Consider the following 9124-nt stretch of genomic DNA (forward strand, 5'->3'; position numbering starts at 1 on the left):
CGTCCGACCGGGTGGTGGTCGCGCTGAACGACGACGGGGAGCCGAGCGGGTCGCTGATCGCGCGGGCCGCCGCGTCGGTCGCGCAGGCGTCGGCCTCGGTGGGCGCGCGCGGGCGGATGCGGCTGCACTCGGCGCTGGAGGCCGTCGGGGCGACGACGCTGGTCATCACGCCCACGGGCGCCATGGACCTGCTCGCGCGGCTGCATCTGGAGTTCCTGCTCGACCCGCTGGACCTGGAGCTGGAGCGGATCCTGGTGGTGGGCGAGATCCCGTCGGCCAACACCGGCGCGCAGCTCGCCGCCGAGTTCGAGGCGGACGTCCGGGAGCTCTACGCCGATCCGTTCCTCGGTGTTCCGGTCGCTTGGAAGCGGCCGTCCGATGCGGCGCTGACCGTCGTCCGGGACGGGCTGCTCGGGCTCGCGTCCGTCGAGAAGGACGTCCTCCTGGAGGCTCCGTTCGACGCGGGGGTCGCCGAGCTGGTCGCGTTCGCCGGGGACGAGGTGCGGCGCACGGGTCATGCGGTGCGGCTGTCCGGCGGGGAGGACGGCGTGCCCGCGCCGACGAACACGCTGGGCGAGCACGTGCTGGTCCGGGGGCGCTGGATCTCCGTCCCGAAGCTGGAGGCCGCGCTGTCGAAGATCGACGGCGTCGCGCACTGGGATCTGCGGATCACCCGCGAGGGCACCCTCGACGCCGCCGCGCTGCACGTCCGGTTCAACCGCGACACGCTCGTCAGGAACCCGATGTGGAAGGGCCGCGTCACGCAGGCGCTCTACGCGCTGACCCCGGTGTCGATCGAGGTCGTCGTCGAGGACGAGGTCGCCGAGGCGCGCCGCCCCGGGACCGTCACCGACGAGCGCGGCCACCACCTGGGCCGCGACCGCTCCGCCCTGGGGGCGTGATGGACCTCCAGGCCGTCCCCGCGTGGGGGACGATCCCGCGCATGCTCCGCGACCAGGCCGCCCGGCACCCGGACGTCGAGGCGGTCGTCGCCGGGGACGTCCGCCTCACGCTCGGCTCGCTCACGGCGCGCGCGGCCGAGGTCGCCCGGTCGCTGATCGCGCTCGGCGTCGGGCCGGGCGACCGGGTGGCGGTCTGGGGTCCGAACGATCCGGACTGGGTCGTCGCGGCGTACGGCGTCTGGGACGCGGGCGCGATCATCGCCCCCGTCTCCACGCGCTTCAAGGGGCTGGAGGCGGCGGGGCTGCTGCGCAAGGCCGGCGCGTCCGTGCTGCTCGCGACCGAGGGGTTCATGGGGACGTCCTACCTGGACATGATCGCCGACGCGGAGCTGCCGGAGCTGCGGCACCGGGTGGTCCTCGGGGCGGGTCCCGCTCCCCCGGGGGCGATGGCCTGGGACGAGTTCCTCGCCGCCGGGGAGAAGACGGCCGTCTCGGAGGCCGAGGAGCGCGCGCTCGCGGTCGGCCTGGACGACATCGCCTCGATCATGGCGACGTCGGGCACGACCGGCGCGCCCAAGGGCGTCATGCTGCACCACTCCCAGCTGCTGCGCGGCTACTGGGACTGGGCGGAGATCGTCACGCTGCGCCGCGGCGACCGGTATCCGATCATCGCGCCGTTCTCGCACGGGTTCGGCATCAACGCGGGGCTGCTCGCCTGCGTCCTGCGCGGCGCGACGATGATGCCGATCGCCCGGTTCGACCCGGGCGGGCTGCTCGACCTGATCGAGGCGAACCGGGTCAGCGTCCTCGCGGGCGCGCCGCCGATGTTCTTCAAGATCCTGGACGAGCTGGACGGCCGCGACGTGTCGTCCCTGCGCGTGCTGATCTGCGGCGCGGCCGCCGTCCCGCCCGAGCTGATCCGCCGGCTGGTGGACCGCGTCGGGATCGAGCGGATGATCAACGCCTACGGCCTGATGGAGGGCACGGTCGTCTCGATGACCCGGCCGGAGGACCCGGTGGAGGTGGTCGCCGGATCGACGGGCCGTCCGGTGCCGGGCGTCTCGGTGCGGGTGGTGGACGACGGCGGCGCGGACCTGCCTCCCGGCGAGCCGGGCGAGATCCTGGTCGGCGGCTACGGGGTCATGCGCGGCTACTGGAACGACCCCGAGCGCACCGCCGAGGCGGTGGACGCGGAGGGCTGGCTGCACACGGGCGACATCGGCGTCGTGGACGACGCGGGCAACGTCGCGATCGTGGACCGCAAGAAGGAGATGTTCATCGTCTCCGGCTTCAACGCCTACCCGGCGGAGATCGAGGGGCTGCTGCTGGCCTGCCCGGACGTTGCGCAGGTGGCGGTGATCGGCGTCCCGGACGAGCGGCAGGGCGAGGTCGGGTGGGCCTATGTCGTCCCGCCGCCGGGGCGGGACGTCGTTCCGGACGCCGTCATCGCCTGGGCCCGGGAGAACATGTCGAACTACAAGGTCCCCCGCCGGGTCATTGTCGTGGACGCCCTGCCGGTGAACGCCAACGGCAAGATCGACAAGCCCACCCTCCACGAGCGGGCCGCCGCCGAGCGGGCCGGGTGAGGGCTGCTCAGCGCTGGGAACCGGTCCGGGCGTCGGCGGGGCAGGTCCGGCCGTAGGGAACGGCGGGGATGAGACGTTTCCACTCGGCTGGCGTCAGGCCGCCGCCCGCGCGACTGCAGACGGTGGACTGGGCGCTTGCGAGGTCGATCCGCTGGCGCTGGAGCGGGGCCCGCTCGTTGGCGATGTACAGGATGTTGCCGTCCGCGCTGAAGGCCAGGGCCAGAGGGGTGTCGCCGGAGACGGGCAGCGGGGAACCGATGGGACGGTGTGAGCGGGTGTCCCAGAGGCGCACGGTGCCATTCGCGGTGGCGACGGCGAGGGTTCGACCGTCCGAAGTGAAGGCCAGGGCCGTGACGCTGCCTGACTCAGGTTCGGCCCCGGCGAGTTCACCCAGCCGTCGGGTGGCGTCGCCGTTCCACAACCCGACCCGACCAGCGCGGTCGCCGACGGCGAGCTGCCCGCCGTCCGGACTGAAGACCATGACCACGGCCTCGCCCGGACGGTCCGCTGCGGGCACGACTCGCCCCGAGGGAAGGCCGAACGCGAGGGATTGGTCAGTGACGAGAAGCCTGCCATCGGGGTGCAGGGCCATGGCCGACAGCGCGCCTCCGATTCCTCTCGCCGGGACCGGCATGGTCGCGATGGTGACCCGGCGGCGCGGGTCCCACAGTCGCACGGCACTGGCCTCGACTCCTGTGGGGCCCTCCAGGAAGAGCAACAGTCCGCTCCCTGGACCGAATGCGGCGCCTCCGGTGTACCTGTCACTCAGGCCGGTCAACGGCGTGGCGCTCTGTCGGCGCATGTCCCAGAGGGACATGCGGTTCCGTCCGGTCTCGGGGCCGCTCACGCTGCTGCCGAAGAGAAGTGAGTTCCCGTCGCCGTCGAAGATGAGCAACGGGTGGCACTGCGGGTCGAGTCCCGGGCCTGTGTAGTGGTCACTGCACGGTACCGGCGGCACGGGGGTCGTGGTTCGTCCGCTGTCAGGGTGGGCCAGGCTGACCCGGAGGGTGCCGGTGCCCGGAATCGGGCGCATGCTGGCGAGCGCCGTGCCGTTGCGGGCAAAGGTTGACTCGACGGCGGAAACGTCTTGCCATGGGTCGCCGGGATTTCGAAGGTCGAGGGTGTAGACCGTCCGCTCGGCGTTCGGTGGGCCGCCGATGTACCGGATGCGGTTGGCACGAGGATCGACCCGGAGGTCGGTGGCACGCTGCCCTGTGAGCGCGTACCTGAAGATAGGCAGGTCGCGCCGGTCGAGCCGCCACAGCAGGACCTCCGTTCCGTTGGTCGCGACCAGGTGCGTGCCGTCCTGGCTGAAAGCCACCTCTTTCAGTGCATTGTGCTTGACGTCGAAAGCCTGCCGTCCGGACGCCAGATCCCAGGCGCGCACGCCGTCATCGCCGACGACGGCGAGTTTCTTGCTGTCAGGAGTGAACAGGACGTGCTCCCTCAGGCATTCGTAACCCGCTCGCGGAGCCCAGGGGGCGGGCAGGCGGCGTCCGCTCCGGACGTCCCAGAGTTGAAGCCGCTGCCCCCTGATGCACACCGCGAGGCGGGCACCATCGGGGCTGAGCGTTGCGTCCGGAAAGGCGTCATCGGTCAGAGCGCCTGAGCGGCGTTCACGAATGAACCGCCGGATGACGGGGAAGCCCCTGGTGGCGTCCGCGCTCGCCAGTTCCATGGCTTTTCCTCGGGTGCGCGGAAATGCCAGTTCGAGCAGCTTTCTGCCCTCGGAGGCGTCCCATAGCCGGACCACGTTGGCAGTGGTGGTCACTGAATACCCGATCACCCGGTCGCCGCCCGCCCCCATTTCAGCGCCCGAGTTGGCGGGGAACCTCCGCGTCGGCCGGCCAGTGGTCAGGTCGCGCAGGACGAAAGTGTCTCTAGCCCCGACCAGGGGGAACAGCGGAACGATCGGGGCGTCTGAGCGGAGGATCCCAGCCGCCTCTGTGTCGGTGCCCAGGCCGGGCCATTGGGCGATGCGGCGGCCGGTGTCGAGGTCCCACCGGGTCGTCTGGTCGGCACCGATGCTGGTCAGGGTTCGGCCGTCGGCGCTGAGCCTGCGGACGGGCGCAGCTCCGCCGCTGGGGTCGGTGAAGGCGGCACCTTCCGGCTGCCAGGCGGCGGCCCGGAGTGCTGAGCGAGTCTCGGGGAGGTCGGCGATCCGGACGGCGGCCAGTGACAGTCGCATCGCCGTGGTCGGGTCGGAGGAGCGCAAGCTCTCCGCGACGTCCGCGGCGCGGCGGGCGGCGGCCTCGGTGCGTCGCCGGTCGCCGATCCGGTTCTGCTGCCAGGCGACGAACGAGGCCAGCACGGCCACGGCTAGCAGCGCCGACAGGGCCACGGTCCGCGCGCGGCGCCGCCGCCGGGTGCTCTCGCGCGCCGCGATGGAGCGGTCCAGGAACATGCGCTCCAGCGTGGTCAGCTCGTCCCGGTCACCGGGGAAGCACCGCTCGGCGAGGGCCAGGTTCTCGCCCCGGTAGAGCGCGCCAGGGTCGCGGCCGAGGGCCTCCCAGCCGTCGGCGGCCTCGGTCATCCGCTGCTGGACGCGGATCCGGTCCCGGTCCTGGTCGATCCATTCGCGCAGCCGGGGCCAGGCCGTCAGCAGCGCTTCGTGCGCGAGGTCGGCCGTGTCCTCGTCCAGGGTGACCAGCCGGGCGGCGGCGAGTCGTTCCAGTACCGCGGCGGCCTCGTCGCCTTCGCCGACGTCGAGTTCCGCGACGGCCGTGGGACGGCGCGTGTCCTGGGTGCCGCGGCCGGGGGCCACCAGCCGTAGCAGCAGGAGCCGGGCGACCTCGCGCTGCCGGTCGGTCAGCTGTTCGTGGAGGTCCTCGGCGGTGCGGGCGATCGAGCCGCGGATGCCGCCCGCGGCCTCGTAGGCGGCCTCGGTCAGCGTCCGGCCGCGCCGCCGCCGCCAGGTCTCCAGCAGGGCGTGGGACATCAGCGGGAGCCCGCCGGGTTCCCGCCCGACCTCCTCGACGATCCGGGCCGTCAGCGCCCGCTCCACGACCAGCCCGGCGACGGCCGCCGGTTTGACGACGGCCTCCCGCAGCTCGTCCGGGCCCATCGGGGTCACCAGCAGCGTGGCCGCCCCCATGGCCTCGGCGAGTTCGAGGTGCTGGGCGCAGTGCCCGAGGAAGTCCGCGCGCACGGCGAGGACGACCCGCGCGCCGTCGCCCGCGCGGGCGAACTCCAGGAGGGCGTCGATGAAGCGCGTCCGCTCGTCCGGGTCGGCCCAGAGCGTGAAGATCTCCTCAAACTGGTCCACGATGAGGACGCCGTCCGCGTCCGGAGGCCCAGCAGGGTCGCGGCAGGGCTCGCGACCGGGCGTGATGATCCGGACGGTGGAGCCCCCGTCCTCCAGGGCGGGCGCGAGACCGGCCCGCAGCAGTGAGGATTTTCCGCTCCCGGACGGTCCGACCACGGCACTGACCGTGCGGTCCCGCACGAGGGCGGCCAGCCGTTCCACGAGCCGGTCGCGTCCGAAGAACCGGTCGCGGTCGGCGGGTTCGAAGCGGGCAAGCCCGGGATAGGGGCAGGCGAGTCCGTCGTCGCGGGGCCGCTCGGCGACCTCGTCCGCGACCTCGTCCCAGCGCTCGGCCCACAGCTCGGCGTCGCCCCCGCAGGCGGCCACGTAGGCCAGGGCCACTTCACGGGAGGGGAGCCGCCGGCCCGCCGCCGCGTCGGCGAGGGTCGCGGTGGAGTAGTGGGCCTGGGCCGCCATCGCCCGGTAGGTGATCCCGCCCGCCTCGGCCCTCAGCTTGCGGAGTTCGAGCGCGAATCGGGCGACGGGCCCGTCCGTCGGATCCAGCGGATTCTCGCGACGCCCCAAGGCCCGTCCCCCTTGTTCGCTCCCCGGTTCGTGCCGCGCGGCCACGCCCCGGCCACGCGCCCACATCCTGATCAAGATCGGGCGAGGCGTCCATCCGGGAAAACGCCTACTTCGCCGTCACGAGCGGGTCCGCCCTGCTTTGTCTGGAGTGACGGAAGGGGCTGGCCAGACAATCCGGCGGCTGACAGAACTGGAGAAGCCGCAGCTCGGAGGGGAAGCACGGGCGGCGCGGCGACCGCGTTCAGAGCCACACCGACGAAGGGAACACCGGACACTCATGAAGCACCTACGCATCACCCGCGGGGCCTCCGTCCTCGCCACGATGAGCCTCGGCCTGGCCGCCCTCGTCTCCGTGGCCACCGCGCCGGCCGCGTCCGCCTCGCCCGCGGACTGCGCCACGTGGCCGTGGCCGTCCTCGCTGCCGCAGGGCACCGTCGTCCGGCAGGTCGGGCTCGTGGGCCCGGGGAACAAGTCCATCAAGCTGGTGGTCGGCAACATCAACGGCCGCCAGGCGGGGTGGGCGGTGATAGGCGGCATCACCACCAGACAGGATCTGTTCTGGTTCGACGTCTCGACCACCGGGGGCAACGGGAACATGCAGTGCGGGCCGTTCTCCAGCGCGGGCCCCGGCGAGCGCTGGTGGACACCCGCGCATTACGCCAGCTCCGACCCGAACCTCAGGTTCCGCGCCTGTGCCCGGGCGGCCGGCACCAGCACCAACATCTGCACGACCTGGTGGTAGGCGATTGACGGGCGCGGTTCCTCTCCGGTGCGGGGTGCGGAGCTCGGACGGTCGGGGAGGGCCGCGCTCACTGCTGGTCGTGGAGGGGTCTCCAGTTCACGAGGGTCTCGTCGTCGTGGTCGGTGAAGACGGCCTTGACGGCGAGGCCTTCGTGGACCTCGGCGGGTTCCGCCAGGTTGCCGTACATGAGGAGGTCGTCGCCCTCGTCCAGGCGGACGGCGAGGATGGTGACGGGCTCCGTCATGGACGGCGCGAAGCGCTGGTGGTTGACGATCCAGGAGTAGACGCGGCCTCGGCCTGAGACGGGGGTCCAGGTCGACTCGCGGGAGCGGCAGGCGTTGCAGACGGCGCGGGCCGGGAAGCGGAGCCTGCCGCAGCCGGCGCACTTCTGGACGGTCAGTTCATGCCGGCGGACGGCCTCCCACCAGGGGCGGGAGTCGCGGTCGGGTTCGGGGCGGACGATCACTGGTCGCTCCGGAGGATGAGGGCCGAGGTTCCGGCGAGGACGTAGCCGGGCTGGGCGGTCGAGAGGGCGACGCGGGCGTCCGGCACCTGCCGGTCGCCCGCGTCGCCGCGGAGCTGGGCCACCGCTTCGGCGATGTGGTTGATGCCGTGGACGTACCCCTCGGACAGGAAGCCGCCGTGGGTGTTGACGGGCGGCCCCTCGCCGGACTCGACGAACGGGCCGCCTTCGCCCTTGGGGCAGAAGCCGTAGTCCTCCAGCTGGACCAGGACCGAGTAGGTGAAGCAGTCGTAGAGCTCGGCGACGTCGATGTCGGACGGGGTGACGCCCGCCATCGCGTAGAGGCGGGGGGCCATGCGAGCGGCCTCGGTGACCGTCCAGTCGGTGCCGGACGGGGTGGAGCCCGCGCCCGAGAACATGCTGTCGCCGCCACCCCAGGCCGCGCCGGAGATGAGGACGTGTTCACGGCGGAGGTCGCGTGCGCGTTCGCGTGAGGTGACGACGAGGGCGCACGCGCCGTCGGTCTCCAGGCAGCAGTCGAGGAGCCGGAGGGGTTCGGCGATCCAGCGGGACGCGAGGTAGTCGTCCAGGGTGATCGGGTCGCGTTTCAGGGCGCGGGGGTTCTTGGCGGCGTTCTCGCGCTGGCGGACGGCGATGCGCCCGAGCTGCTCGTGCGTCGTGCCGTACCGGTTCATGTGCGCGCGGGTGTACATGGCGAACTGCTGCGGCGGGGCGAAGTAGCCGTAGGGGGCCTGGTACTGGACGTCGAAGATGGGCGCGGGGGCTCGTCCGGTGCCGCCCATGCGGAACTCCGAGCGGGCGTTGATGGCGCGGTAGCAGACGACGGTCTCGGCCGCACCGGACGCCACGGCCATGGCGGCCTGGGCGACGACGGAGTGGGAGACGCTGCCGCCGCCGAACTGGTCGAGGTACCAGGTGACCTCCGGGACTCCGAGCGCGGGGGCGACCACCCACGGGGGCGTGCTGTCGCCGACGCGGTGGGTGGCGATGCCGTCCACGTCGTCCACGCTGAGGCCGGCGTCGGCGAGCGCGGCGGTGACCGCGTCCACAGCGAGGGTGAGGGTGGAGACCCCGGAGTCCTTGCTGAAGGGGGTGTAGCCGACCCCGGCGATCGCGGTCCGGTCGCGGAATCCCGGCACGGGCGTCCTCCCTGGCAGTGAGAGCAAGCAAGCGCTTGTGCGAGATTACCATCCAGCCTGGGGGGACTTTCTCCAGAGAGAGGCCCTTATGGGGGAAGAAGGCCGGGTGCCGGCGAGCTTGACAGTATCGAGAGGGCCCGCCTATCGTCCAAGCAAGCGCTTGGCTAAGAGAAGGGACGGTGTGATGGCCGAACACGCCACCGCGCTCCCGGCGACCGGGTCGGCCGAGCGATGCCACGGACCGGGAGTGGAGCGCCGCATGCACCGATCCCCCGACGGGCCGACGGCCAACGGCGCGGCACCCGCGGCCGGACCCCGGCCGGACGGCGGAGTGGCCGCGGTGCGGCCGGACGGCCGGGTCACCGACATCGACGGCGCGCGCTTCCGGGCGGTGCTGGGCCGGTTCGCGACCGGCGTGGTCGCGATCACCGGGATCGACGCC

General features: G+C 72.7%; 6 protein-coding genes and 1 pseudogene. 4 read left to right on the forward strand and 3 right to left on the reverse strand.

Annotated features, from left to right (window positions below; translation table 11 throughout):
• Together AB0J52_RS16595 and AB0J52_RS16600 are read left to right on the forward strand one after the other, a co-directional pair.
• Positions 1-902: hypothetical protein (locus AB0J52_RS16595; protein ID WP_500182450.1), on the forward strand; the 902-nt coding region annotated here is incomplete at its 5' end.
• On the forward strand, positions 902-2488 hold the full coding sequence (locus AB0J52_RS16600) for an AMP-binding protein (protein ID WP_500182455.1): 1587 nt from the start codon (positions 902-904) through the stop codon (positions 2486-2488). The genes AB0J52_RS16595 and AB0J52_RS16600, both read left to right, overlap by 1 nt.
• Before the next feature lie 7 nt (positions 2489-2495).
• Here AB0J52_RS16600 and AB0J52_RS16605 read toward each other — a convergent pair whose 3' ends face one another.
• Positions 2496-6317: an nSTAND1 domain-containing NTPase gene (locus AB0J52_RS16605; protein WP_500182451.1), complete on the reverse strand. Its 3822-nt coding sequence runs from the start codon at positions 6315-6317 to the stop codon at positions 2496-2498.
• 277 nt (positions 6318-6594) lie between these two features.
• On the opposite strand from AB0J52_RS16605, the gene AB0J52_RS16610 reads away from it, so the two are divergent.
• Complete coding sequence (locus AB0J52_RS16610) at positions 6595-7059, forward strand: hypothetical protein (protein ID WP_500182452.1); 465 nt, start codon at positions 6595-6597, stop codon at positions 7057-7059.
• A gap of 67 nt (positions 7060-7126) precedes the next feature.
• Here the strand turns inward: AB0J52_RS16610 and AB0J52_RS16615 are convergent, their stop codons facing one another.
• The gene (locus AB0J52_RS16615; protein WP_500182453.1) at positions 7127-7525 is read right to left on the reverse strand and encodes a Zn-ribbon domain-containing OB-fold protein; all 399 of its coding nucleotides are present in this window, start codon (positions 7523-7525) and stop codon (positions 7127-7129) included.
• Entirely contained in the window at positions 7522-8682 is a 1161-nt protein-coding gene (locus tag AB0J52_RS16620) for a thiolase C-terminal domain-containing protein (protein WP_500182454.1), read from the reverse strand. The genes AB0J52_RS16615 and AB0J52_RS16620 overlap by 4 nt, the downstream gene beginning before the upstream one ends.
• A 259-nt stretch (positions 8683-8941) precedes the next feature.
• Between AB0J52_RS16620 and AB0J52_RS16625 the strand changes: the two are divergent.
• Positions 8942-9124: pseudogene (locus tag AB0J52_RS16625) on the forward strand (flavin reductase family protein); the annotation flags it as partial.

The sequence above is a fragment of the Spirillospora sp. NPDC049652 genome (assembly GCF_040675125.1).
Classification (GTDB): domain Bacteria; phylum Actinomycetota; class Actinomycetes; order Streptosporangiales; family Streptosporangiaceae; genus Spirillospora.